The organism is Paraglaciecola sp., assembly GCF_039964565.1.
GTDB lineage: Bacteria > Pseudomonadota > Gammaproteobacteria > Enterobacterales > Alteromonadaceae > Paraglaciecola.
The window spans coordinates 167,542-192,098 of record NZ_JBDVXF010000030.1 but is presented as its reverse complement, the minus strand read 5'-3'; the positions used below and the strand labels follow the sequence as shown (position 1 = coordinate 192,098).

Genomic DNA, 24,557 nt, shown 5'->3' with positions numbered 1-24,557 from the left:
TTCATATCTTTTCGTCACTTACTTCTAAGGTAACTTTCATGGATCCCTTTACGTTTATCTCTCTTGGCCTGTACTTTTTGGTTATGCTTGGCATTGGCTTATATTCTTTTAAACAATCCAGCACAGATGTTGAAGGCTATATGTTGGGTGGCAGAAGTTTAAGCCCTAAAGTGACCGCACTATCTGCTGGCGCATCTGATATGAGCGGATGGATGTTAATGGGTTTACCGGGTGCCATGTATGTATCTGGACTTTCAAGTGCTTGGATTGCGGTTGGTTTAGCCATTGGGGCTTATCTTAATTATATTTGGGTTGCTCCGCGTTTGAGGATTTATACCGAACTTGCAAAAAATGCCCTGACTATACCTGATTATTTTGCTAATAGATTTAACGACTCTAGCCATAGCTTGAGATTAATCTCTTCAATTGTAATTGTAGTATTTTTTACCTTGTATACGTCATCAGGAGTAGTAGCCGGAGGTAAGTTATTTGAATCTTCATTTGGCCTAAGTTATGAAATGGGTTTGTATGTCACTGCTGGTGTTGTCGTAGCCTATACTTTGTTGGGCGGATTTATGGCGGTTAGCATTACTGATTTTGTGCAGGGCTGTATCATGTTTATCTCTTTAATACTGGTTCCTGTTGTTGTGTTATTTGAACTAGAGGGATTCAGCGGTGCCGCAGCGCAATTGGGAACTTACGATGCTGATTTTTTAGATTTATTTATTAACGCTTCAAACGGCCAAGCGATGACCGCCATAGGTGTTATATCCTTATTATCATGGGGTTTAGGTTATTTTGGTCAACCCCACATTATCGTGCGTTTCATGGCAATCCGTTCGGTTAAAGACATAAAAACGGCCCGCAGAATAGGCATTAGTTGGATGTTAATTTCAATCAGTGGAGCCCTTGCTACAGGCCTTTTAGGTCTTGCCTATGTCACAAAAACTCAAGGCACTATGCAAGATCCTGAAACGATCTTTATTTACCTATCTCAGATTCTGTTTCATCCTTTAATCAGTGGTTTTTTATTGGGTGCAATACTAGCAGCAATAATGAGTACCATTTCCTCACAATTGTTAGTGACGTCTAGTTCCCTAACTGGAGATTTTTATCAAGCATTTTTGCGCAAAGATGCCAGCCAACAAGAACTCGTTACTGCAGGTAGGATATCTGTAGCATTGGTCGCGTTAGTCGCGATTTTTATAGCCTATGATCGCGATAGCACTATTCTTGACTTAGTAAGTAATGCTTGGGCTGGATTCGGGGCAGCGTTTGGTCCTTTAGTATTGATTAGTCTCGTTTGGAAGAAAATGACCAGATTATCAGCCATTCTTGGTATGTTATCAGGAGCGATAACAGTGTTGATTTGGATTTACGCACCTATCACCATAAACGGACAGTTGTTGAGTGCTTGGGTTTACGAAATTGTACCTGGTTTTTTAGTATCAAGCGTTACTATAATTGTTGTTAGTTTATTAGGTAAACAAGAAGACAAGCTAGTAGCAGATACATTCGATAGAGTACAACAATCACTCAAGCAACTTGATTAATTAGGTGCAGCAATAAGTATAAAAGTTGGACATTCATTAGAGTACAACTTTTATACTTATTGAAGATATATGCGCCTCAGGTCATTTGAAACTGTTTTAGTACAAATAAGAATACAGTTCACTCGTTTTTTTTGTTATTGTTCTAGGTATAGAACTTTTTAATATAACCGAACATCTTTGCGTGAGAAAGCCATGTCTAACTCGATCCCAACCGTATCCCATTTAAAGCAACTTGAAGCTGAAAGTATTCATATTTTCCGCGAAGTAGCTGCTGAATTCGACAACCCAGTGATGTTATATTCTGTGGGCAAGGATTCATCAGTGTTATTGCATTTAGCCCGTAAAGCGTTTGCACCAGGAAAAATTCCGTTTCCATTATTACATGTAGATACCACTTGGAAATTCCACGAAATGATTTCATTTCGTGACGAAATGGCCAAAAAACATGACTTAAACTTACTGGTACATATTAATCCAGAAGGCTTAAAAATGAATGTCGGTCCGTTCAGTCATGGTAGTTCTAAACATACTGACATCATGAAAACCCAAGGTTTAAAACAAGCCTTAGACCATTATAAATTCGATGCGGCTTTTGGTGGCGCCAGACGCGACGAAGAAAAGTCTCGAGCAAAAGAACGAGTGTATTCGTTTCGCGATGAGAATCACCGTTGGGATCCTAAAAACCAACGTCCTGAGTTATGGAACGTCTACAACGCGCAAATAAATAAGGGCGAGAGTATTCGTGTATTCCCCATGTCTAACTGGACTGAGTTAGATATCTGGCAATATATTTATATGGAAAACATTGAAATTCCCTCGCTATATTTAGCAAAACCTCGCCCAGTAGTTAAACGTGATGGTGTTTATTTTATGGTCGACGATGATCGTATGCCATTGGAAGAAGGTGAAACACCTGAAATGCGTTCGGTACGATTTAGAACCTTAGGCTGCTATCCATTAACAGGTGCCGTTGAGTCTACCGCCGCGACGTTACCAGAAGTGATTCAAGAAATGTTGTTGACCAAAACCTCTGAGCGCCAAGGCAGAGTCATTGACCATGATTCTTCCGGCTCTATGGAGAAGAAAAAAATGGAGGGTTATTTCTAATGTCTACCAATATAGTATGGCATCAACATGATGTAGATAAAGCTCGCAGAGCGGAAGCAAAAAAACAGAAACCTTGCGTATTGTGGCTGACTGGTTTAAGTGGCTCCGGGAAATCTACTATTGCCAATTTACTGGAAAAAAAATTAGCTGAGCATGGTAAACATACCTACTTGTTAGACGGTGATAACGTGCGTCATGGATTATGTGGTGATTTGACTTTCAGCGATAAAGACAGAGTCGAAAACATTAGGCGTATTGGTGAAGTCTCTAAATTGTTTGTGGATGCAGGCATGATAGTGTTAACGGCCTTCATCTCACCTTTTAAATCCGAAAGAGACTTTTGCCGTCGTTTATTAGCCGATGGCGAATTTATCGAGATTTTTGTAGATACACCGATAGAGGAATGTGAAAAACGAGATCCTAAGGGTTTGTATCAAAAAGCCAGACAAGGCGATATTAAAGATTTTACAGGAATAGATTCGCCTTACGAAGCCCCCGAGAACCCTGAAATCACTTTAACATTTTCAGAGCAAACAGCGGAACAATCAGCAGAGCAACTATTTGACTTATTAAAACAAAAAGGAATTGTGGCCTAATGTTAACGGAAGAACTCGTGCAAAATATCATCGATATCAGCCACCAAGCAGGCGACAAAATTATGGCCATCTACCAAAAGGATTTTGGTGTCTATGAAAAGTCAGATGCCAGCCCTTTAACAGATGCAGACTTAGCTGCCCATAATTGTATTGTAGAAGGCCTAAATGAAGTATCTGATTTGCCTATTTTGTCTGAAGAATCCGCGGATATTTCTTGGCAAGAGCGCAACAGTTGGGATACTTATTGGTTAGTGGACCCTCTCGACGGCACCAAAGAGTTCATCAAGAAAAACGGTGAATTCACTGTCAATATTGCGCTTATTGAGAATGGTGTACCGGTTTTTGGTGTGGTGTATGCACCGGTTTTAACTCAAACCTATGTAGGCATTTTAGGTAAAGGCGCGTTTAAGATAACCGCTGGTGAAAAAACTGAAATCTCTCCCAAAGCTTGGACTAAAGGGGAAACGTGGAAAGTTGTGGGTAGCCGGTCCCATCAAAGCCCAGAGATACAAGCCTTGTTGGACTCCTTAGAAGGTGAGACAGAGTTAGTCGCCATGGGCAGCTCGCTCAAGTTGTGCTTAGTGGCTGAAGGTGCTGCACATCTCTATCCCCGCTTAGGCCCAACCTGTGAGTGGGATACTGGTGCTGCCCAAGCTGTAGTAGAAGCTGCTGGCGGCAAAGTAACAATAATTGAAGATTCAGCAGATGCGCTAAAAGCTGACGCTGCACCTCTTAGATACAATCAAAAAGAATCTGTTTTAAACCCTTATTTTTTGGTGAGCTGCTAATTATGAATAGCGAAAATACATTATTACAATCCGATATTTTGGGTTACCTAGAACAACATGAAAAGAAAGACCTACTGCGCTTTTTAACATGTGGCAGCGTAGATGACGGTAAAAGTACCTTAATTGGCCGGTTGTTACATGACTCAAAAATGATATTTGAAGATCAACTTGCGGCAATCACTAAAGACAGTAAAAAAGTGGGGACTACCGGAGACAAGGTTGACTTGGCGTTACTCGTTGACGGATTACAATCAGAACGTGAACAAGGGATTACCATCGATGTTGCATATCGTTATTATTCGACTGACAAACGTAAATTTATAATCGCTGACACTCCTGGGCACGAGCAATACACGCGCAACATGGTAACAGGTGCGTCAAATTGTGACGTTGCAGTGATTCTTATCGATGCCCGAGCTGGTGTAAAAACACAAACTCGCCGTCATTCGTTTTTAGTGTCTTTATTGGGAATCAAACACGTAGTCGTTGCTGTCAACAAAATGGACTTAAAAGACTACAGTGAAACAGTGTATGAAGAAATAAAGGCAGACTATCTAGAGTTTTCTAAACAATTAGAAATTCCTGATATTCAATTTATCCCCTTGTCGGCGCTAGATGGCGACAACGTCGTCAACCCTAGTGAAAACACGCCTTGGTATAAAGGTGAAACCTTGATGACTATGTTAGAAAACGTAGAAATCAACGACGATATTAATGCTGATGATTTCAGATTCCCAGTACAATACGTAACCCGTCCCAATCTTAACTTCCGAGGTTTTGCAGGCACAGTGGTATCTGGGCAGATTAAACCCGGAGATAAGATCACTGCACTACCCTCTGGTAAGCAATCTAAAGTGAAAGCGCTGGTTAATTTTGAAGGTGAACAAGAGGTTGCCTATGCTCCTCTTACTACAACCATTACATTAGAAGATGAAATTGATATTTCTCGTGGCGACATGATAGTTAAAAGTGACAACTTGCCATTACATAGGAATGCTTACAGAACTAATTTAGTTTGGATGGACGAAGAGCCGATGATGCCTAACAAGCAATACGGTTTTAAGTTTGCTACAAAATTTGTGCCTGGAAGTATCACAAACGTAGAATATCAAATAGATGTCAACTCGTTAGAGCATAAAGATACGGTACGTATGGCGTTAAACGAAATAGCCGTAGGTAAAATTAAGCTTACCCAACCTGTTGCCTGTGACCCTTATACTAAAAACCGGGCGACAGGTGCATTTATCATTATTGATAGAGTCACTAATGGTACTGTGGGTGCTGGCATGATAATAGACGTAGCCGAAGATACCAGTGCAGGTCAATTTTCTGAATTTGAATTAGAATTTAATGAATTAGTCAGAAGACATTTCCCGCATTGGAATGCCACTGATATCAGTAAACTGTAGCCCCCTGATAATCTGAAAAAAGAATAAGGTAATATGGACATTAATCAGTATCTGGTATTAGCAATTTTTGCAGGTACTATATTGGCGCTTGTTACCACTAACCAGCGCCCGTCTTTAATTTTTTCAGCTTCACTTTTAGCGTTAATTGCGAGTCAGCAATTAGTGCTTACTGATGTCATTCACAACTTCACTAATCAGGGCTTGATCACTTTAGTATTATTGCTGTTAGTCAGTTCAGCGGTAGACAAGACCTCTCTGATAAAACGCTTCGGAAGAACCTTAGTCACTGCTAATTTTAAAAGCAGTTACTGGCGTTTATTTGGTTTAACTTTTTTCTCCTCCGCGCTTCTCAATAACACCGCAATAGTCGCGAGTTTGATTGGTCCGGTAAAACAAAATCAATACCATCATGCTTCTCGGTTGCTGATACCTTTATCTTATTCAGCAATTTTAGGGGGGACAGTCACTCTAATTGGCACCTCAACCAATTTAATTGTTGACAGTTTTTTAATTGAACATGGCCATCCCGGATTCAATTTTTGGGATTTCACCCTCTATGGACTGGTAGCAGGTTTGAGTTGCGGTTTGTTAATGTTTTTAATCACACCTTTATTGCCAGAAATCGCCAATAAAAACACCCAATACAATAGCTATTTTATCGAAGCAGACGTAGATGCAGACTGTGAGTTAATTGGCAAAAGTGTTGAAGAAAATCATCTCAGAAATTTACCCGAGTTATTTTTAATTGAAATAGCCAGAGGTGGAAAACTTATTACCCCAGTTACTCCTGACGAGGTGATCCAGTCTGGCGACAAATTGATATTCTCGGGCAATATTCAACATGTAGGAAATTTAAACCATATTAAAGGATTAAAACTTTTTGCTGAGTCTAATGGCTTATTAAGAGAAAATCTTACCGAAGTGATCATTTCAAATCGCGCTCAAATTATCGGGCAAACTTTAAAGGCACTAGGCTTTAGAGCGCTGTTTGATGCAGCCGTAGTCGCCATAAGACGTGACGGTGAATCCTTATCTGGAAAATTAGGTGAAATAAAGCTGCAATCAGGTGACTTTTTGTTGCTCGCGACTGGCCCAGATTTTATGCAAAGGCATAACCTCGCCAAAAACTTTTTTATACTTTCTGAAAAGAAGATGGAAACAAAACTGAGTAGCAAGCAAGACTTGATCACCCTAGGTGGCTTTCTGCTGACTATTGCTTTAGCAGCAACTTCAATCCTAAACCTAGCAACAGGTTTGCTATTCTTTATCGCCGTGTTGGTGGTCAGTGGCGTGACGTCAAACTCCGAAATTAAACGTAGTTTGCCAATTAATCTAATAGTCGTAATAGTTGGTGCACTAAGTCTTGCAACCGCCCTTGAAAAGTCAGGGGTAATTAGCCAAGTTATGCATTTAATTGGTCCTTGGGCCACAAGTGTTAGCCCTATTTGGGCATTAGTCACGGTGTATTTACTCACCCTAGTACTCACAGAATTAGTTACTAATAACGCCGCCGCTGCGTTAATGTTTCCCTTATCCTATGGTTTGGTAGAAACCTTAGGTGTGCCAATTATGCCTTTTGCATTAGCCGTCGCCTTTGCAGCCAGCGCCAGTTTCGTCTCACCTTATGGTTATCAAACCAATTTATTGGTATTCAGCGCCAGCAATTACCGATTCAAGCATTTTATTAAGTTCGGTTTACCCATATCTATATGTTATTCAACTATTGTACTAACACTGCTGAAATATTCATATAACCTTTAATTTGAATAAACTTGCTCAAAACTTATCAATACTATTGAGATAGTTAACTACTCAGCTATTTGAATTTCAAACTCAGGCATAGCTTGGATCACTTTTTTGACGGTACATGTATTGGCAGCTGCGAGTAACGCTTTTTTGTACTTTTCGGGAAAGTCGTTAGGCAATGTTACTGAAATAGTAAAACCTTTATGATATTTATCCTCACCTATAGTGGCATGCTCTTGCGTAAGACTTATCCCGTCAGTGCTGATGCCCCGCGATTCACAGAATTTTCTAATATAAAAAGCAGCACACAATGGCATACTCGCCAAAAAATAATCAAAGGGTTCAGGATAAGATTCATCACCACCGGCAGATACGCTCTGATCACTTATAATTTGATGCTTACCAAAGCTTGCTTGGAGTTTTTGCCCTTCAAGTAGCGTCACATCTATTTTCATATCACATACCTATAGTTTGTTTTGAAGCTAATTTTAGATTTAGAATCATACTGAGAGCAAGCTAGTCTTGGGTCAAGTCTTTATTAAATGAACATCACAAAAGGTGGCAATAACATCTGTTAATTTTGTAATACAAGATGTATGTCCATCATGTGATGCTCAATATAGTCTAGTTCTAAGACACACGCGTTTATATAGGTTTAATAAACCTGCTTTTTGAGCTTTCCAAATTAGCTTTCATCTTCTAAATTACCTCGATTAAAACTCAGAATTTAAGGGGTGTAAGTCCGAGGTTTTAGGGGAGCTAATAACAGATAAAAAATCCAAGCAAACCAAGAGACAAAAATAACAGCCAATATCCATGCTAATTTTTCACCGCCCCTCGTCCGATCAGAAACACCAATTAGTATGATTGGAATAATCCAAACCAAGAAAAATACTACTCCACATAACAAGCCAATCATATTTAACCCTCCACTTAAAAAAATCTGTACAAACCGGCACTTAATAAAGCACCACCTTAAAAATGAAACAGCAAAGTCCGTTCCAAAACTAAAGTTGTTATTTTTCAACGTTTTAATAGAAACCAGAAAACCGCAACCTACCCGAAATTACCAATTGATAGCGGTTTTAACTAATTTTCGTAAGATAGAACAGAATATATCCAGTAACTCTATTTTTGACATTTTGACAATTAGAAAGTTAATATGGTTTACGGTAAAAAATACAACCAGTGTCAACTTTCTTTACAATAAATTTACCAAACCAATATTGTTAATATGCAAACCACTGAAAAACAAAGAATTTTAAATTCAGGTAAGAAAAATGCATAAGTTATAACAGCATGAAAAATTGCTACAACGTCGGTGAAATATTTAGTTGAGTGGATAAGAACTCATATTTTAATTACACCCAACTAATTATTGAGTCGGCAATTAAAAAAACACATATAAATTTTATATTAAAAAAAGGAAGTCATTATGAAAGCAGTTAACCGCCTTGTATTAGCCGTTAGTTTCATGTTTGCCAGTATGGCAAACGCCAATGTGATTTTATCGCTTGATCCAACAACACAGACTTCACCAGGAGGTGAACTTATATCCGTTACACTTAGAATTGATGGCCTTGGTAATGAGGTCCCTTTGTCACTTTCTGCATTCGATATTGATTTAAAATACGACATGAGTGCTCTGGCTTTCGCTGGCTATAATTTGTTTGATGACTTAGGTGTTGTTGGCCCGATAGGTACTCTTGCTGATGCCGAGGACTGGAGTTGGGGTGAATTTGCTCCGGGATTCATCAATATTGCGGAAGTCAGTTATCTAGATACCTTTGATCTTTGGGATTTTCAACCAGGTGGTTTTGCTTTAGCTGAACTGTTTTTTACTTCTATTAAACCAGCTACTAGCGCCATTTCAATTGTTTATGCAGACCTTACTGATGCTGGAGGTTCTCCAGACCCAATCAATGTAATTGGTGTCAATAACGCATCAATTGAAGTCCCTGCACCAGCTGCTTTGACTTTAATGGGTCTAGCACTTTTAACTATGTTTGGTAGACAAAAAATCAATGCAACGGGTTTCAACAAGTAGTAAATAAAAAGACAACTTACGTTCCAAAAATATAAAAATATAAAAATATAAAAATATAAAATTCCTACTAGACCTGTAATAGCTGTCCAGAGTATTTAGGAAATTTAATATTTCAACGTCAATACAAGGAAATAAGCATGCATCATGTTAGTAAAATTGCAGCAATGTTGTGTTTAGCTTTAAATACAACTGGCGCACTCGCTCAAAAAGTGAAAGGCGCCGAAAACCTTATGGCTGACAGAGCAGGTCAAGCTCAAATCAGCGTCGATGAAAATACTGGGTACGCCCGTTTTATTCGTCTCACCCCCACATCACAACTGGGTCCTGTAAAGGCTCAAACTCGCAGCTCTTCGGGAAGTCGCTCTAAGGCGGATACGAATGACATGTCAGTATCATTCCTACGGGACTACGGCAGTGCGTTTGGGGTACAAGATTTTGATTCTGAATTAACTTTGGTAGACACCAAGAAAGATAAATTAGGATCGGAACACAATATATTTAAGCAATACTACAAAGGCCTGCCGGTTTTTGCTGGAGAGTTAAGAACTCATTTTAATGCTAATGGTGAAATGGTCGCCGTTAATGGTAAGTTTATCACCGATATCAAAGTAGATACAAAACCTGTTATAACTTTGTCTCAGGCCACCAGAATAGCATATGTAAAGGTAGAACAAGATCCAACCAAAGCCATTACCGCAGAAACTATGAAAAATAGAGAAGACAGGTTGGGTACACCACAGGCGCTTTTCACAAATTCATCTACCTTAATGGTATTTCGAGCAGGCACGATAAAAGGTACGCCTGGCCAGGACCATCTAGCCTACGAAATAGAAGTAGTAAATGGTGTTGGTAACGTGCGTGAATTTGTTTATGTTGACGCAATTAATGGTGAAGTTATTGACCAAATAACAGGTATCCATGATGCGCTGCACCGCAGAGCATATGACGCCGAAGGCGCTGCCCATCCTGGTCCAAACTATCCAGAAACTCCGTTTTGGGTTGAGGGAGATCCACTACCCACAAGCGAAGTAGAAGCAGATAATATGATTGTATCGTCTGAGGAAACCTATTGGTTCTTTGAACACGCTTTTGGCCGAGATTCATTTGATGATGCCGGTGCGACTATGGACGCTATTTTTAACCGTGGTGATTCCTGTCCAAACGCTTCATGGAACGGTGTCTACATATCTTTCTGCCCCGGGTTAACCACCGACGATGTGACTGCTCATGAATGGGCCCACGCATATACCGAGTATACGAATTCGTTAATATATCAATGGCAGTCCGGTGCGCTGAATGAATCTTTCTCAGACATTTGGGGTGAAACAGTTGATCGCATTAATGGTCGTGATGCTACTAGCAGTCCTGACGGACCTAGAACTGATGGTAGTTGTTCAATTTACGATGAAGGCTCAGGAGACGATAGCGTTCGCTGGTTGATGGGAGAAGACTCAACCGCTCCTGGATTAACTGGTTCGCTCCGTGATATGTGGAACCCCAATTGTGCGGGCGATCCGGGTAAAGTCACCGATAATCTGTATCACTGTGCAGAGACTGACTTTGGAGGGGTTCACATTAATTCTGGCGTTCCAAACCACGCCTATGCGTTAATGGTAGATGGCGGTAGTTTTAATGGATTTTCAGATACAGGTCTAGGACTAACCAAATCTGCTCATATTCACTGGGCAGCACAAAACATGTTGACTCCATCAAGCAACTTTTTTGATCATGCTGACGCCCTTGAAACCGCGTGTAGCGTTTTAACAGGATTGGACTTATCTGATTTAAGTGATGGTACGCCTACAGGAGAAATAATCACTGCGGCTGATTGCTCACAAGTAAGTGCTATTGTAGACGCAGTTGAACTTCGCACAGCGCCAACACAATGTGGATTTGTTCCAATATTAGCTGAAGCTCCAGCTCTATGTGAAGGACTGGGAGATGTTGAACCATTCTTCAGTGAAGATTTTGAGTCTGGAGCGTTACCAGCAGGATGGACTGTTAGCTCTCACGATGTAGCGAATCCAGCTACCTTTGATAGCCCTGGATGGCTAGTAGTGGACGATTTACCTGCTGGTGCAGATGGGGGATTTGCAGCCTTTGCTCCTGACCTTGCAGTAGGAGATTGTGGGGTAGATACAGAGGCAGGTGTAGTAAACATTGACAGCCCTGTGATTGTACTTCCAGCTTCAGCTACTCCTCATGTTGCGTTTGACCACTATGTATCCACCGAAGCAGGTTGGGACGGTGGTAACCTTAAGTTGAGTGTTAATGGTGGTCCATTTGTTGTAATACCTGGTTCATCCTACTCTTTTAACCCTTACAACAGCGTTTTAACAACACCAACTGACAACCCTATGGGCGGCGAAGAAGCATTCACGGGTGCAGATGGTGGCAGCTTAAGTGGAAGTTGGGGCCAATCTCAAGTTGATCTATTTGGGTTAGCCTCACCTGGTGATAGCATTCGTTTGCGTTTCGACTTTGGTACTGATGGCTGTAATGGCACTACAGGATGGTATGTTGACAGTATTGAAGGTTATTCGTGTTCCGCTGAAGTTGCACCGATTTGTGGTGACAGTCAACTTGACTTAGGCGAAATGTGTGATGACGGTAATTCAACAGGTGGTGACGGTTGTTCCGCAACATGTCAAGTTGAAAGCGGCTTTGCTTGTACCCTTCCAACTGATTCGGTTAACAGTACCAATATAGTTACCGACTGGAGCTTTGAAGGTGGTGTACCGAACGACGACTGGCTAGCAACATCTACATTCGGGGGGTTACAGGAATTCCCGCTTTGTGGTCCGGGTAATAGCTGCCCAGCGGTACCCACTTCTACTGGAAATTGGATAGTGTGGATCGGAGGATTAGCTGATGGCGTAACCAGCAGTGTCACGCAGGATATAACTATCCCCTCTTCAGCCACTGAATTGACAGTGAAAACTCTACGTGGACTCTGTGATGCGCCCACTGATTTCATAGAAGTGAGTATAGACGGTAATGCTATTGGAACCGTTACGTGTGATACAACTGATGGCAATTATGTTGAACAGGTTTTATCAACTGTTCCGTATAACGATGGCGGAGTTCATACACTTGCTATAGGTGGAACGGTTGGAGGTACAAACGGTACGCACAGTAATTTCTTTATTGACGACGTAGTCCTTGAAGATAATATTCCAAAACCGGCTATGCCTAGTGTATGTACCGAAATTGTCACCGACATCGCTTGTAATACCGCACCTGTTGGTTTTGATGATGGTATCGCACCAAGCTGGAGCGTTGTTGACAACGCAGGAACAGGTGTTGTGTGGTCAAACATTGCAGGCTCTGGAATTGGGGGTAACTTTACTGGCGGTTCAGGTGACGCTGCTACTGCCAATAGTGATGCAAACTTCTTTACTGACTTCGATACTGAACTACATTCCAATTCCTTTAGCTTGGCTGGATGGACTGGTGCGACGTTAAACTATCTTGTTGATTATCAGAACTTGAATTTCCTTGATTTCCTTAACTTAGATATAAGTACAGACGGAGGCGCTAGCTGGACTAATATCTTAAGTTGGAATGAAGACCATCCAGTTGGTGGCCTTCAGAATACTACAGGGGAAGTGGTTTCGGTTGATTTAACCCATTATGCAGGTGAAGCGGACGTTAAATTACGCTGGCATTACTTTGATCCTAATTCTGATGATTGGGACTGGTATGCTCAAATTGACGATGTTTCTTTAACTTGTGACAATGTGCCACAAGCCCTAAGATGCGACGTTAATTTAGATGGTTTTGTTGACAGAACTGATACCAGTTTGATTGGAGCGGCTCGTAACCAGGCTGCATCACCCGGAGATCCTCGTGATAATGACGGAGATGGCGTTATAAGTATGTCTGACATGCGCCAATGTATGGCGTTATGTACATTACCACGATGCGCAACTCCTTCGCCTTAGTCATTTTTGATGTCTAAAAACTTAAAAAGCTCGGCTTAGTCCGAGCTTTTTTATTTGGAGAAAAAAGTTTATGTTTAAGATAGTGTATTTTTCGATATTCATTTTATTGGGATGTAGTCTAGAAAGTTCTAACTTAGTTGAAAACACAGGCATTAAAGACTCACCTCCCCTTCAACATAACGCTTCGCTTAATAATGAAGAGCAACGCTCTGCAATTAAGTTAGATATTTCAAAAGTTGTAAAACATCGCGATTTGACGTTAAGGCTATTAGATATAGAAGACTCGCGATGTGCAACTGGGGTTACCTGTATATGGGCCGGCCAAATATTGGTGTCTCTTGAGATTTCGAATAAGGATGACAAGAAAAAAACCATAAAATTGATTCGTAAACGGGAACCGGAAATAGCTTATGCTTTTGGTTTTAGTTTACTTTTGTTAGACGTTACACCCCACCCTAAAAAAGGAAAAGAGATACAGTTACGCGATCAAACTGTTACCTTGAAACTTGTAAACCAACCATGAATTGCGTAAGTATAAAATGTAGACTCGGCCACTCTTTAACAATGACAGTGCCTAAGCCTTAAAGAGACATAGTGAGTCTTTAAGTTACTATTGAAGTGATATTCAGTGGGTAAAAACACTTCAATAGCAGTTAATAATTGGTGGGATAATTGTTAAGTTATCTGGCCTAACTATAAAAAGCCTCAACATTACCTTTTAACGTAATTAAAAGTGGTTGTCCTCGGCGGTCCAACGCTTTAGGGGATGGGATTTTTATCCAACCTTCGCTGATGCAATATTCCTCAACATTATTTCGTTCTTTGCCATTTAGGCGAATTCCAATATCGTGTTCGAAAATTTCTTCTACGTAAAATCGACTGCGGGGATTACTCGAAAGGCGATCCGGTAGTGCCGGTAGAGAACTGGTATCCTTCATGTTGTTAACCTGATTTAATAAAAGTGCGCTATTGTAGACAATAAAGATTTGCTGCTCAAGAAATGCAGCATGCATTAACGATTTTGTTAATTGGCTAGCGAAAACAAAGTTTACTATTACTTAATTCAGCAATTTTTTTCTAGGTTAGCGCTATGAATTAACCAGTCTTGTTCTGGTTTTAAATGATTGAATAGAAGTTCCAATAAGTTACAGCAGGCATGTGGTTAAATAAAAAACAACTAAACGATTCAGCAATACGCGAATATCGACAGACATTAAAACGCGTTACTCCAAACTATTTAGTCATTGACGGATTATTTGATCAAGCAAGTCTCGACAAAGTAGTGGATATTTTACAACACTCCCAACACTGGAAAACTCAAAAACACACCTACGCAGCCTTATATGTTGACGACAAACAATGGCAAGACGCCAGCGACCAGCAGCGTTTTGTGAAACGAGACGTATGGCAGCGAAGCGCAATAAATTCTGCAGATTTAAACGTCCAGCATCTTGAATCAACAAATATTGCCCTCGACTTTTTAAACTACTTACGAAGTAACGAGTTTATGGCTATATTGTCAGAAATTTTTACAGTTCGATTAACCGACGAAAACGTCGCAGACCCGTTAATTAATACTAATTATTTTCGCTTGAGTAATAGTGACTTTGTTTCTGAACATGCGGATGACTCACCCGGAAGAGAAGTGTGTATGTTGTTATACTTAAACAAAGATTGGAGTAATAGTGCCGGTGGCGAACTTGTTTTCTCAGGTAAGCACAATCGGCCTATTTATATCTCACCGCTTTACAATCGCTGCGTGTTATTTGATCCGGCCTCAGAGGGGTCAGAACACTGGGTAAAAAGCCTAAATAAGGAATTTACCCATCAATTTCGATATAACGTAACGAGTTGGTATTGGTCACAATAACGAAGGTTTTGCTGAAGCTTAGTGGCTACGAGGTTTGTTGCAATTTGACTTTAAAATGAGGATCTACGATAGACTGCATTTTAGACAAAACCCGATACAGCATAGATTAAACGGCTGTTTTACTCGAGCCTTCAACGGCACGGTTAATTTCAGCCATTTCACTTGCAGTCAAATCGCGCCACTGCCCGACTTTTAGGCCTGCTAAACGTACCGACATAATTCGGGTACGTTTAAGCTTAACGACTTCGTATCCTAAGTACTCACACATTCGACGAATTTGGCGATTTAAGCCTTGTGTCAATACTATGCGAAACACCATCTTACTTTGCATGGTGACTTCACAGGGTTTGGTGATAGTGTCTAAGATCGGAATACCTGACGCCATTTTCTTAATAAAATGTTCGGTCAAAGGCCGATTAACTGTTACTACATATTCTTTATCGTGAGCGTTTTCAGCCCGCAGTATTTTGTTGACTATATCGCCATCACTAGTCAAAAAAATTAGACCTTCAGAGGGTTTATCCAAACGTCCAATTGGAAAGATCCTTTGTTTATGGCCAATGGCATCCACGATATTACCTTTGATATGCAACTCTGTGGTGCAAGTAATACCTACGGGTTTGTGATAGGCAATATACACCCGATCCGTCTTATCAGTTGCACTGGCGTGAATGATTTGGCCATCGACAGTCACCACATCACCGGGCGCAACTTTAGTCCCTAACTCTGGGACTAGGTTATTGATCCTGACTCTTTGTTGCTCAATTAACTTATCGGCTTCACGCCTAGAGCTAAAGCCAGAGTCACTGATAAATTTATTCAGTCTAATTAGATTACTCATGAGTTCACAAACATAGGTGTAATGCGCTGCAATAAAGTCAAATCACTGGATTGCAAAGCGCCAGCACGAATCCAATCTTTAAGTAAAGCCTCCAAATCAAGGCTATCGCCTGATTGTAACTTTTGTGCCATCAATTGCATTTGGATATTTTGACGTTTTTCTGCATCTTCACTTGGTGAGTCAAGTTGCGCGACTATTTCCATTTTTAACGTTAACTCTCGACGATCTAAACCTGAATCCACTTCACGGAAACATTGTTGCCACTGTTTATTTAAATTGGCCACAGCGGCAGGTATATCGCTTTCGGATTGCCACTCTTGTAATGCAGAAAATAGCGCTTGATAGGTTTGACTTTTTGCCATCTTCGCAAACTCAGTCAGTTTTGACTGCTGCTGTTCAACTACCTTTTGTATCCTTTGTTCCAAAGCCTTGCGGTCACGTACAGGTAAACTAAGAATTGCATCGTTTATGTCTTGTTTTTGTTGCAAAGCGTTTTGAACACTTAGGTTATCTTGGGCACTACTACATAACTTTTCAAACTGAGAAACTTGTTCTTTAACTAAACTCACTTGTTGGTCGAGCACCGCTTTGTGTTGTTGATTTAGCTCAGACTTTTTAGCAAACAAAATATCGTTCGCCTTTCTAAATGCGGGCCATAATTGCGCTTCCGCTTTTCTACCAGCGTGCTCAATGGTTTTCCAAGTTTGCTGCAATTTTTTAGCTTGTTCTATGGCATCATCCACAGACTCTAATTCTAAAAGATTTTCAGCTTTGGTTAGCAATGCTTGTTTTTGCTCAGCATTGTCTTGATAAAAAGCAGACACCTTATCTCTTAGTGGTTTAAGTAATTGTTGATAATTATCGTTTAACGCATTACGTAGCTTGAAGTCTACTTCTCCGATCTTTTTCCATTTTTGTTGGACAGTTCTCAGGGATTTCGCAACTTCAGTTACCGACTCTTGGTGCTCCGCTAACTCTCTAATGTCAACCAAAACTTGTTGCTTCGCTGCCATGTTTTGTTCACGTTGTTTTTGTTGTTGATCGTAATATTCGCGACAGGGTGCAAACGCTTTTTCAATAGCAGTTTCAAATGCTTCGTTTAAGGCTTGGTCTGATTCAGAATTGGTTTTTCCTAAGCTATTCCACTGTGAACGCAAGGATTTAATTGCGTTAGACTGTTCCTCAATTTCTAAAGGCTGAACGATCAATGCCTCTACTTCAACTAGTAGCGCTGGCTTACGAGGCGCAGCTATGTATTCTTGCCAATCTTTTAAGTTTTCAATTTGTTCTTTAACGCTACTAAAAGAGCGTTCCAAATAACCCTGTTGCTTCTCCGGCAACTCGCTATACCATTTTTGAACTTTTTGATACAACCCCATCGCTGCTTTAAACTTACCTTGATTGATAAGACTTTCAACCGCTCTCAGTTTGTTTCTACATCGAGAAACGTCTCCATCCAGTTGATTTTTCAAGGTTTTAATTGCTTGTTGCCAATTTTTTAGTCCTTCGTGCCACTGCTGAGACAATTGCTTCGGCATATATTTTTGATAGTTAGCAACCGTGTCACGCCATATCACCTTTTGCTCCCTGATATAATCGTGAGCAGCTTCAATTTGGCTAGCGTCATTTGGCAATGTTAAATCATTAAATTTTTGCAACAATGATTGACATTCTTTAATCACCTGTTGAAATTCAGGCAGACTCGATAGTGTGTGTAAACTTGACAACAACTGATTGTTGAGTTGCTCTAGTTGTTTATGAATTTCTGATCTGGTAGCTGGTACTTGGCTAATTAACTCATTCAACTGGGCAGTGAGTTGCTCACTTCTTTCTACAAAACTATCAACTTCTGACGAACTTATTTCACTGATACGTGTATTTAACTGTGTTGCCACCTCCGCCAAACATTGTTCGACATTGCGAACCAAGGTTTGGATGTTTTCATTTAAGGCCAACTCTTGCTGCCGCGCTCTCCATTGAGGCTCCATCAAAGCAATACTACGTTCAATTCTTGCACTTATATCCGCAAATTTCTGTTCAAACTCTATGCGTTTAAGTTCGGACAAGCAGCTAAAACGTTCTGAGATTTGGTTGTACTGCTCAATGAGTGCTTTTTGTTGTTCTTGTATATTCAAAAAGTCCCCGTTGTCTTTCAAAGCCAGCAAACGAGATAGCACCATTTTGACTTGTTGTTCAACTTCCATTGGGGCTTTCTCAGCAGCTAACCAGCTATCGAGTTTCTCTTTGGCTAACGCTATAATATCCTTCGATGATGTTTTTTTCTGTATTTTAGTCAACAACTTACGGGATTGAGCCTGGTCCGATAAAGTTTCTAATATTGCAATTTGTAAACTCTCATTTTGAGTATCGAACAAAAGTTTATCTTGTAACTGTGGTTTATCCGCTTTTTGCAACAAACTCATCGCCAGTGGCGTGTCTTGCTGCACCCATGGTTGCATCAACAATTTTTCAACTATACGAATATCTTTTGTTTCAAGAATGAATTTTCGTTTTTCATCCTCTGAAAGAGCATTGTTTTGCTTATCCAATAAGGTATTTTCAACATACTGCTGAGATTTTTTTTGCACTCTTTCGTTTTTTGCAATCTCTGACATTTTGTACCACAGCACAAAACTATCAAGTTTTTGTAGCGCAGCCAAACTCACAGCCACATCAGAATCATTAAATGCCAATTCATGTAAAACAGATTTTTGCTGAGGATCTTCACTATTCAGATTTTCTATCGCTTTAAGGCGTACCTGAGGATCAGGGTTTTGATGTTTGGAACGAAAAATGTGCTTAAAGATCATCCTGTTTAAACCGCGCTATTGTTTGAATGTTATTAGAATTTTGTTGAAGTTCTTGCTGCAGAGATTCTCGACTTCTATGCACAATTTCGCCATCAGGTCCCACTGTCATGTGTTGATCTGATTTGAGGTTTTTGGCTTGATAATACATCACCGCTTGCATAGATGTTTCACGCTGCTGTTCGGTTAGGGGCGAACCGTCTAGCCATTTACCAGTAGCAACCGCTTGCAGCAATTTTTGGTATACCGGCTCAGACATTGAATTTAATAATGCAGAACTATCCATTTTTTAATCAGACCTTTTTAACAAAATAAGACGCACACGATTGACAATGTACCAAACGAAACCGATTAGCGAAGCGCCTATTGCCAGATTATGTTGCAAATCACCCGATTGCGCACTTCCCCAATACATAAATCCAAAGCCCGCCACAAATAACAGCATAGCAATCATAGATTGAGTTTGAATTTTTTGGTTTTTTAAATATTTATTTAAGCTTTGTTTACGAGCGATGTCTTCGGCATCTGCAGTACCCAATCCAAAACCACAACTCTGACAGCTCTGCGCCTTGTCAGACATTTTTTTACCACAAGAAGGGCAATCTATTAATGCCATGTCTTTTACTCCAAACTTTGAGATGCAAAACCAGGGAAATAGAAAAGCGCGACTGATAGCCGCGCTTTTCTCAAACCACTAAAGGTTATTTATTTTGTGAATTAAATTTATCCCAGTATTCAGCTACTGATTCTTTCATTTCTTTACGTAACAAGAAAATACCAAATAAATTAGGTAAGGTCATTACCACTATTGCTACCGCAGACAATGTCCACACTAGGGTCGTATCAGACACTGCCGCCCAGACAAATCCAGCCACATAGACTACGCGATATGGCATAACTGAACGAGGCCCGAACAAGTACGTCATTGCCCTGTCGCCATAATAAGACCAAGCAATAGCAGTAGAAAAGGCAAACAGTAACAAACCGACGGATACAATGTATTTTCCTGATTCACCAAAAAAACCTTTAGTAAATGCTAGCGCGGTTAGACTCGCTGAGTGAATTAGTGACTCACCTCTTACGATAATATTGTCTTTAATTAAGTTACCATCCACTACTTTTAACGTACCGGTAAAATTATCCTCAGGCTCACCTAACGAAAAAACAACATTATCAGCGAATGAACGTGCATTAAAAATAGTAAAACCTTTGCTAACAGCTTTACCATTAATAACTTGAATCTCGCCATTAAAACTTGTGACGCCATGGCCTTCAATATCATTGATATAATTATAAAGCGTTTGTTTGTCTTCTTGACTCGATTCAACGTAATCGCCGGATAATATATACATATCACTGCGATCAAAGGTATTAAAATGTTTATCTTTCCAAACTCCAGAAGAAAGAATCACTAAACCAGTAATGGTACAAATAATGATAGTGTCGATAAAGGGTTCAAGAATTGACACCATACCCTCAGCTACAGGTTCATCGGTCTTTGCTGCCGCGTGAGCGATAGGAGCAGAGCCCTGCCCCGCTTCGTTTGAAAACAGACCGCGATTGACACCTCGGTTAAAAGCGTAAGCAATGGTTGCCCCCAAAAAGCCACCTGTCGCAGCTGACCCAGTAAAGACATCAGCAAAAACAGAAACAAAAGCCGGTCCAACATTTTCCAAATTAGCGAAAATTACGGCTAAAGCCCCTACTATATATATCAACGCCATCAAAGGTACTATTTTAGAAGTAACAGCCGCAATACGTGTGATACCACCTAGAATAACCAAAGCTAATAATATGCCCAAAACACTGCCTACAACGAGTGGGTCAAAACCAAAAGTCGATTCAATACTTGTGGCAATACTATTACTTTGCGGCAAATTACCAGTACCAAAAGAACTGATAACAGTGGCGATAGCAAATGCTACGGCTAACCATTTCATGTTCAAACGTTTGTCCATGTAATACATGGGGCCACCTGCCATAGTTCCGTCTGGGGTTTTATCGCGATATTTGTGGGACAGTGTTACCTCGACAAACTTAGTTGTCATACCGAAAAATGCCGTTGCCCACATCCAAAACAAAGCAGCCGGTCCACCTAAAAACAAAGCGAATGCAACACCACCAATATTACCTGTACCTACAGTTCCTGAAAGAGCCGTTGTTAAAGCTCTAAAATGTGTCGTGTCACCAGGAGAGTCTGCTTTATCATACTTTCCGGTAACAACTTTCCATGCATGTTTAAAATAACGCACCTGTGGAAATTTTAAGTAAATAGTAAAAAATAAACCTGTACCTAATAACACATACGGGAACCACCAAGCGCCCCCTAACATGCCGTCCATCGATTTCAATAAATTATGAAAAGCTTCCAACGATATTCCCCTTAATTTTTTTGTCGTTTTATTTTAATTATTTTATTTGTTTGAGTTATTTTATTTGATTATTTTCCTAACGAAGAATATCAATTACAGCGCGCATGGCAATCAATACATCTTCACCCAATTGTTTACAACGTGCTGGAGACCAACCGTAAACCGGATCTGGCAAATTAATATTATCTTTAAACGGCATTTCCAAAGTGTAAGATAAACAATCAAATTCATGACCAATGGCATTGGCGGCAACCGTTAAATTCCCCTTACCTGGCTCGTCTTTATCGTATCCATGCTCATCTTGAAACTCTGGGGTGGCAACCGCAAATGCCGACTTAAACGTGTTTTCTAAATTATTTAATCGCTCATTATAATTCGGGTTACCTTCACAACCGGCCACAAAATTATAAGGCAATGCTTCGTCGCCGTGCACGTCCAAAAACATATCCACCCCAGTTTCGAGCATTTTTTGTTTAACCAAAAATACCTCTGGGCTTTTTTCTAAACTAGGCGTTTGCCATTCACGGTTTAAATTGATGCCTTTAGCATTAGTACGCAAGTGGCCGCGCGCTGCACCATCTGGATTCATATTAGGTACAACATAAAACACTGCGTTATCAATCAAAAGTCTTGCTAAACCATCATCTTCATCTAGAAGCCGTTCCAAAAGCCCTTCTACTAACCACTCGGCCATAGTTTCACCTGGATGCTGCCGAGCCGTTATCCATATTGCTTTTTTGCCTTCTTCAGGTTGACCTACTACTAACATAGACAAGTCTCTACCATCTAAGGTTTCCCCTAAAAATTCTTGTCGGCACTCGATTGACTTTTGCGCCCAACTCATTAGATCTAAATGGCGCTCATAACTGAAAGGAGCAAAATAGGCATAGTAGATATTTTCAAATTCAGGGGTGTGCGCAATAGTTAAGTTTTCGCCGTCAAATTCACAATCCACTCTGAACCAATCTTGTCTATCATAAGACGCAACCGCTTGATAATTTTGCCAACCGCCTGGATAAGCTGATTTGTCTAAATCGATAATTTTTATTTGGTGGGAAACAAAACTTTGCGTTTCTAATTTGAAATGAAACCACTGATAGAAATCAGATTGGTTGTCTTTGCGGATACTTAATTGAATATTTAATGGATCTTCTGCGCGGATAACTTGAATATTTCCGCTATCAAAATTGCTACTGATTCTCACTTTTTGGTCCTGTGGAAATTTGCCCCGAGTAATCTATCACAAACGCTAAAAAAAAGGACCAGTGATAGCTGCTTATCCCGAAAAAAACTGTCGTAATTTTAGTCCCAGTGCAGTTGAGTATCCGAAGGACTTAGCGAGCACTTTCTGGTCTTGGTCCATGATGTAATAAGTAGGGTAACCTTGAATTTTAAATTGTTGTTTCAATGCGTTATGACCTAACAAAATTTGACTGGAAATATGATGTTTATCCGCAAAATTTCGCACTTCTTCTACGTTTGAATAATCTAACGCTACTCTGACAATATTCACTTTGTCTGCATCTAAATACTCGAGATTACCTATGCTCAAAGAACAGACGCTACACCAAGGAGCAAAAAAATAGAGCAACGTTGGTTTGTTAGATTCGTATAAGCCGTTGACCTCCCCATCCACACTCACCAACAAATGCTCGTTTAATTCCACTTGAGTATCCACATCAAGCAAATTTCGCGATTGCCAACTATTCATTGCATAAAATACTGCAACCAACACTACAATATCTCTCAGTAACGTGAGCCATTTAGATACGTTAAATTTGTGATACGTTTTGTTCAAAAATAGGACCTTTTTCCTTGAACTAAATAAGACCCGCCGAAGCGAGCCTTTATCGCATTATCGCTAGAATAAATTGTTGTTAGAATCCTTACCCTAATTTACTTGGCAAAGGCTCCGGCAAGGTAGGGTAAACTAAATCAGCCATATGCTGCAGCACTTTCATTACCTGACAACTATAACCAAACTCATTGTCGTACCAAACATACAAAGTTACGCGGTTTCCAGCCACTATGGTTGCTTGAGAATCCACCACGGAAGGCGCCCGTGTACCGACTAAATCAGTGGATACAATTTCTTTAGAGGCGGTAAAGTTAATTTGATGCTGCAACGGCGAAAATAACGCAATATCGCGTAAATATTCATTGATAGCAGTTTTATCTGTTGACTCACCTAAATGCAAATTCAAAATCGCCAAAGATACATTGGGTGTCGGCACTCTAATCGAACTACCAGTCAATTTACCCTGTAACTCTGGGTATGCCTTCGCTACAGCGGTTGCGGCCCCTGTTTCTGTAATAACCATATTTAAAGGAGCACTTCTTCCGCGGCGATCACCTTTATGAAAATTATCAATAAGGTTTTGATCATTGGTGTAGGAATGCACAGTTTCAACATGTCCACTTTCAATTCGATACTTTTGATCTAAGGCCTTGAGTACAGGTGTTATTGCGTTAGTTGTGCAACTTGCGGCAGATAAGATTTTGTCATCAGTTAATATGTCTTTGTCGTTTACGCCATATACGATATTTTTAATATCACCTTTACCTGGCGCCGTGAGAAGAACTTTCTTAACTCCCTTAGATTGTAAATGTTGTCCTAAGCCCTCTTGGTCACGCCATATCCCAGTATTATCAACCACAATTGCTTGTTCAATACCGTATTTGCTGTAATCGACTTCTGTAGGATTATTGGCATAGATTACCTGAATATAAGAGCCGTTAGCCTTAATTGCATTTTTTTCTACATCAATTGTAATACTGCCGTTAAAAGGCCCATGCACAGAATCTCGTCGTAATAAACTGGCGCGTTTTTCTAAATCACCTTCTTTGCCACCACGCACAACAATTGCTTTGAGCCGCAACTTGTTATTAGTTCCTTGCCTTTCAATGAGTAACCTTGCCAATAGTCTCCCTATTCTGCCAAACCCATACAACACCACATCTTGTGATTTTTGTTGGTCTTTGGCATTCACGATAGTGTTGAGTTGAGTACTGAGATACTCCTCAATAGACTGGTTCTTGAATGCGGGGTCATAATGATAGGCATATGCGAGTCTTCCTAAGTCAATGTGAGCCGGAGCCAACTCCATTTCGTTTAGCGCTTGCAACAATGGCCAACTTTCTCTCAGTCTAAGTTTGCTTTGCTCTTTTAATCTAACAGTACGGTGAGCTTTAATTATATCAATAGCACTGGCGCCTAATAATGGTCGACCATATACCGAAATTTCTATGGCTCGATTACGATATAGTTTCCCCAATACTGGCTGCATTTGTTCTGCATATTCTTGCCTTTCTTGCCAACTACTTATGAGTTCTTGCTCTAACTGCTGATTCATAACTTTTTGCCTAATTCCCGATAGTCATCTCAAAATTCGCGGGCATTCTAATCAAGGAAACGCAAACTACCAAATTGTTGAAAAATTACGAATCACTTTAAGAAACGTAATATATGCTAAATTT

Annotated in this window: 20 protein-coding genes; 10 read left to right on the top strand and 10 right to left on the bottom strand. The window is 40.2% G+C overall.

The features are described 5' to 3' along the window. Positions 1-38 precede the first annotated feature (38 nt). From putP to ABJK37_RS14045, 6 genes are all read left to right on the top strand, one after another. The gene (gene putP, locus ABJK37_RS14070) at positions 39-1,553 is read left to right on the top strand and encodes a sodium/proline symporter PutP (RefSeq protein ID WP_348354990.1); all 1,515 of its coding nucleotides are present in this window, start codon (positions 39-41) and stop codon (positions 1,551-1,553) included. 192 nt (positions 1,554-1,745) lie between these two features. Next, a complete protein-coding gene (cysD, locus tag ABJK37_RS14065; RefSeq protein ID WP_348354987.1) occupies positions 1,746-2,660 on the top strand; it encodes a sulfate adenylyltransferase subunit CysD in 915 nt (304 codons plus the stop codon). Next, positions 2,660-3,256, top strand: a complete 597-nt coding sequence (gene cysC / locus ABJK37_RS14060) for an adenylyl-sulfate kinase (RefSeq protein ID WP_348354984.1) — start codon at positions 2,660-2,662, stop codon at positions 3,254-3,256. The genes cysD and cysC overlap by 1 nt, the downstream gene beginning before the upstream one ends. After that, the gene (gene cysQ, locus ABJK37_RS14055; protein ID WP_348354981.1) at positions 3,256-4,044 is read left to right on the top strand and encodes a 3'(2'),5'-bisphosphate nucleotidase CysQ; all 789 of its coding nucleotides are present in this window, start codon (positions 3,256-3,258) and stop codon (positions 4,042-4,044) included. The genes cysC and cysQ overlap by 1 nt, the downstream gene beginning before the upstream one ends. Before the next feature lie 2 nt (positions 4,045-4,046). Then, on the top strand, positions 4,047-5,453 hold the full coding sequence (gene cysN / locus ABJK37_RS14050; RefSeq protein ID WP_348354978.1) for a sulfate adenylyltransferase subunit CysN: 1,407 nt from the start codon (positions 4,047-4,049) through the stop codon (positions 5,451-5,453). A 33-nt stretch (positions 5,454-5,486) separates the two neighbouring features. Beyond that, entirely contained in the window at positions 5,487-7,214 is a 1,728-nt protein-coding gene (locus ABJK37_RS14045) for an SLC13 family permease (protein WP_348354975.1), read from the top strand. Between the two features lie 47 nt (positions 7,215-7,261). On the opposite strand, the gene ABJK37_RS14040 is transcribed toward ABJK37_RS14045, so the two are convergent. Further along, the gene (locus tag ABJK37_RS14040) at positions 7,262-7,654 is read right to left on the bottom strand and encodes an OsmC family protein (protein ID WP_348354971.1); all 393 of its coding nucleotides are present in this window, start codon (positions 7,652-7,654) and stop codon (positions 7,262-7,264) included. A gap of 980 nt (positions 7,655-8,634) precedes the next feature. Between ABJK37_RS14040 and ABJK37_RS14035 the strand changes: the two genes are divergently transcribed. From ABJK37_RS14035 to ABJK37_RS14025, 3 genes are all read left to right on the top strand, one after another. Beyond that, positions 8,635-9,246, top strand: a complete 612-nt coding sequence (locus tag ABJK37_RS14035; protein WP_348354968.1) for a hypothetical protein — start codon at positions 8,635-8,637, stop codon at positions 9,244-9,246. Positions 9,247-9,383: 137 nt separating this feature from the next. Next, positions 9,384-13,190: a M4 family metallopeptidase gene (locus ABJK37_RS14030; RefSeq protein WP_348354965.1), complete on the top strand. Its 3,807-nt coding sequence runs from the start codon at positions 9,384-9,386 to the stop codon at positions 13,188-13,190. Between the two features lie 70 nt (positions 13,191-13,260). Beyond that, on the top strand, positions 13,261-13,713 hold the full coding sequence (locus ABJK37_RS14025) for a hypothetical protein (protein WP_348354961.1): 453 nt from the start codon (positions 13,261-13,263) through the stop codon (positions 13,711-13,713). 166 nt (positions 13,714-13,879) lie between these two features. Here ABJK37_RS14025 and ABJK37_RS14020 read toward each other — a convergent pair whose 3' ends face one another. Continuing rightward, complete coding sequence (locus ABJK37_RS14020) at positions 13,880-14,128, bottom strand: DUF3297 family protein (protein WP_348354959.1); 249 nt, start codon at positions 14,126-14,128, stop codon at positions 13,880-13,882. Between the two features lie 218 nt (positions 14,129-14,346). On the opposite strand from ABJK37_RS14020, the gene ABJK37_RS14015 reads away from it, so the two are divergent. After that, positions 14,347-15,060: a 2OG-Fe(II) oxygenase gene (locus tag ABJK37_RS14015; RefSeq protein WP_348354956.1), complete on the top strand. Its 714-nt coding sequence runs from the start codon at positions 14,347-14,349 to the stop codon at positions 15,058-15,060. 106 nt (positions 15,061-15,166) lie between these two features. Here the strand turns inward: ABJK37_RS14015 and rluF are convergent, their stop codons facing one another. From rluF to ABJK37_RS13975, 8 genes are all read right to left on the bottom strand, one after another. Further along, on the bottom strand, positions 15,167-15,901 hold the full coding sequence (rluF, locus tag ABJK37_RS14010; protein ID WP_348354953.1) for a 23S rRNA pseudouridine(2604) synthase RluF: 735 nt from the start codon (positions 15,899-15,901) through the stop codon (positions 15,167-15,169). Next, positions 15,898-18,711, bottom strand: a complete 2,814-nt coding sequence (locus tag ABJK37_RS14005) for a DUF349 domain-containing protein (RefSeq protein WP_348354950.1) — start codon at positions 18,709-18,711, stop codon at positions 15,898-15,900. The genes rluF and ABJK37_RS14005 overlap by 4 nt, the downstream gene beginning before the upstream one ends. After that, on the bottom strand, positions 18,701-18,994 hold the full coding sequence (locus tag ABJK37_RS14000; protein WP_348354947.1) for a DUF1315 family protein: 294 nt from the start codon (positions 18,992-18,994) through the stop codon (positions 18,701-18,703). The genes ABJK37_RS14005 and ABJK37_RS14000 overlap by 11 nt, the downstream gene beginning before the upstream one ends. Before the next feature lie 3 nt (positions 18,995-18,997). Then, on the bottom strand, positions 18,998-19,324 hold the full coding sequence (locus tag ABJK37_RS13995; RefSeq protein ID WP_348354944.1) for a zinc ribbon domain-containing protein: 327 nt from the start codon (positions 19,322-19,324) through the stop codon (positions 18,998-19,000). Positions 19,325-19,409: 85 nt separating this feature from the next. Beyond that, positions 19,410-21,080, bottom strand: coding sequence for an AGCS family amino acid carrier protein (locus ABJK37_RS13990; protein WP_348354941.1), 1,671 nt, complete (start codon positions 21,078-21,080; stop codon positions 19,410-19,412). 76 nt (positions 21,081-21,156) lie between these two features. Next, a complete protein-coding gene (locus ABJK37_RS13985; protein WP_348354938.1) occupies positions 21,157-22,284 on the bottom strand; it encodes a M14-type cytosolic carboxypeptidase in 1,128 nt (375 codons plus the stop codon). Positions 22,285-22,356: 72 nt separating this feature from the next. Next, positions 22,357-22,878 (bottom strand): thioredoxin-like domain-containing protein, encoded by a 522-nt coding sequence (locus tag ABJK37_RS13980; RefSeq protein WP_348354935.1) that lies wholly within the window; start codon positions 22,876-22,878, stop codon positions 22,357-22,359. 88 nt (positions 22,879-22,966) lie between these two features. Continuing rightward, the gene (locus ABJK37_RS13975) at positions 22,967-24,433 is read right to left on the bottom strand and encodes a glyceraldehyde-3-phosphate dehydrogenase (protein WP_348354932.1); all 1,467 of its coding nucleotides are present in this window, start codon (positions 24,431-24,433) and stop codon (positions 22,967-22,969) included. Positions 24,434-24,557: the final 124 nt, after the last annotated feature.

What these genes read in the sequence shown, in the direction of transcription:
- putP (WP_348354990.1), top strand. Translation starts at nt 39, where the DNA reads ATGGATCCCTTTACGTTTATCTCTCTTGGCCTGTACTTTTTGGTTATG.
- cysD (WP_348354987.1), top strand. Translation starts at nt 1,746, where the DNA reads ATGTCTAACTCGATCCCAACCGTATCCCATTTAAAGCAACTTGAAGCT.
- cysC (WP_348354984.1), top strand. Translation starts at nt 2,660, where the DNA reads ATGTCTACCAATATAGTATGGCATCAACATGATGTAGATAAAGCTCGC.
- cysQ (WP_348354981.1), top strand. Translation starts at nt 3,256, where the DNA reads ATGTTAACGGAAGAACTCGTGCAAAATATCATCGATATCAGCCACCAA.
- cysN (WP_348354978.1), top strand. Translation starts at nt 4,047, where the DNA reads ATGAATAGCGAAAATACATTATTACAATCCGATATTTTGGGTTACCTA.
- ABJK37_RS14045 (WP_348354975.1), top strand. Translation starts at nt 5,487, where the DNA reads ATGGACATTAATCAGTATCTGGTATTAGCAATTTTTGCAGGTACTATA.
- ABJK37_RS14040 (WP_348354971.1), bottom strand. Translation starts at nt 7,654, where the DNA reads ATGAAAATAGATGTGACGCTACTTGAAGGGCAAAAACTCCAAGCAAGC.
- ABJK37_RS14035 (WP_348354968.1), top strand. Translation starts at nt 8,635, where the DNA reads ATGAAAGCAGTTAACCGCCTTGTATTAGCCGTTAGTTTCATGTTTGCC.
- ABJK37_RS14030 (WP_348354965.1), top strand. Translation starts at nt 9,384, where the DNA reads ATGCATCATGTTAGTAAAATTGCAGCAATGTTGTGTTTAGCTTTAAAT.
- ABJK37_RS14025 (WP_348354961.1), top strand. Translation starts at nt 13,261, where the DNA reads ATGTTTAAGATAGTGTATTTTTCGATATTCATTTTATTGGGATGTAGT.
- ABJK37_RS14020 (WP_348354959.1), bottom strand. Translation starts at nt 14,128, where the DNA reads ATGAAGGATACCAGTTCTCTACCGGCACTACCGGATCGCCTTTCGAGT.
- ABJK37_RS14015 (WP_348354956.1), top strand. Translation starts at nt 14,347, where the DNA reads ATGTGGTTAAATAAAAAACAACTAAACGATTCAGCAATACGCGAATAT.
- rluF (WP_348354953.1), bottom strand. Translation starts at nt 15,901, where the DNA reads ATGAGTAATCTAATTAGACTGAATAAATTTATCAGTGACTCTGGCTTT.
- ABJK37_RS14005 (WP_348354950.1), bottom strand. Translation starts at nt 18,711, where the DNA reads ATGATCTTTAAGCACATTTTTCGTTCCAAACATCAAAACCCTGATCCT.
- ABJK37_RS14000 (WP_348354947.1), bottom strand. Translation starts at nt 18,994, where the DNA reads ATGGATAGTTCTGCATTATTAAATTCAATGTCTGAGCCGGTATACCAA.
- ABJK37_RS13995 (WP_348354944.1), bottom strand. Translation starts at nt 19,324, where the DNA reads ATGGCATTAATAGATTGCCCTTCTTGTGGTAAAAAAATGTCTGACAAG.
- ABJK37_RS13975 (WP_348354932.1), bottom strand. Translation starts at nt 24,433, where the DNA reads ATGAATCAGCAGTTAGAGCAAGAACTCATAAGTAGTTGGCAAGAAAGG.